Origin of the sequence: Streptomyces tateyamensis, assembly GCF_003205575.1 — a bacterium.
Taxonomy (GTDB): domain Bacteria; phylum Actinomycetota; class Actinomycetes; order Streptomycetales; family Streptomycetaceae; genus Kitasatospora; species Kitasatospora tateyamensis.
On sequence record NZ_PYBW01000210.1, the window covers coordinates 1 to 1303 of the forward strand.

1 protein-coding gene is annotated in these 1303 nt (G+C 69.3%); it reads right to left on the reverse strand.

The features are described from left to right. On the reverse strand, positions 1-1303 hold a 1303-nt coding region (locus C7C46_RS32595; protein WP_110673529.1), incomplete at both ends, for an enolase C-terminal domain-like protein.

Genomic DNA, 1303 nt, shown 5'->3' on the forward strand with positions numbered 1-1303 from the left:
GCGGTCAGCTCCGTTGCGGGTTCGGTGGTGGTGGAGGCGAGGTCGGCGGTCCAGAAGGTGCCGTGGGGGTAGCTGTAGGTGTCGATGGTGGTCTGGTGCATTTCGGCGGAGAAGCCGGGGCGGGTGGGGGCCTGGTAGTGGCCGGCGTGGATCGTGACGGGGTCGAGGAAGTGGTGGTGGAGGTGGTCGACGTATTCGATGACGCGGTCCTGGGTGGTGGCGGAGAGGGCGACGTAGTCGAACATGGAGAGGTGTTGGACGAGTTCGCACAGGCCTACGCCGCCGGCGTGGGGGCAGACGGGGATGTCGAACTTGGCGGCGAGCAGCAGGATGGCGAGGTTCTCGTTGACGCCGGCGACGCGGGCGGAGTCGAGTTGGAGGATGTCGATGGCGTGGGCCTGGAGGAGTTGTTTGAAGACGATGCGGTTCTGGACGTGTTCGCCGGTGGCGACCTTGACGGGTGCGACGCCGGCTCGGATGGCGGCGTGGCCCAGGATGTCGTCGGGGCTGGTGGGCTCTTCGATCCAGTAGGGGTCGAACTGGGCGAGGGCGCGGGTCCATTCGATGGCTTCGTCGATGTTCCAGCGCTGGTTGGCGTCGATGGCCATGCGGATGTGGGGGCCGATGGCGGTGCGGGCGGTGCGGCAGCGGCGGGTGTCGTCGGCGAGGTCGGCGCCGACTTTGAGTTTGATCTGGGTGAAGCCGTCGGCGACGGCCTGTTCGGCCAGGCGGATGAGTTTGTCGTCGGAGTAGCCGAGCCAGCCCGGTGAGGTGGTGTAGGCGGGGTAGCCGCGGGCCAGTAGCTGGTCCGCCCGGTCCGGGGCGCCGTTCTTGCCGCACCGCAGCAGTTCCACGGCCTCTTCGGGGGTGAGGGCGTCGGCGATGTAGCGGTAGTCGACCTGGGAGGCGAGCCACTCGGGTTCGGCGTCGGCGAGCAGTTGCCACAGCGGCTTGCCCTCGCGCTTGGCGGCCAGGTCCCACACGGCGTTGACCACGGCGCCGATCGCCATGTGCATCACGCCCTTCTCCGGTCCCAGCCAACGCAGCTGGCTGTCACCGATCAGGTCCCGGTACAGCGCCCCGGGATCGGCGCACAGCTGGGCGACGTCGCGGCCCACCACGTGGCCGCTCAGCGCCTCGATCGCGGCGACCTGCACGTCGTTGCCGCGCCCGATGGTGAAGGTGAAGCCGTGGCCCTCGGGCTCGCCCGCCGTGGTGCGCAGGACCAGGTAGGCGGCGGAGTAGTCGGGGTCGGGGTTCATCGCGTCCGACCCGTCCAACTCCCGCGACGTGGGAAAGCGGA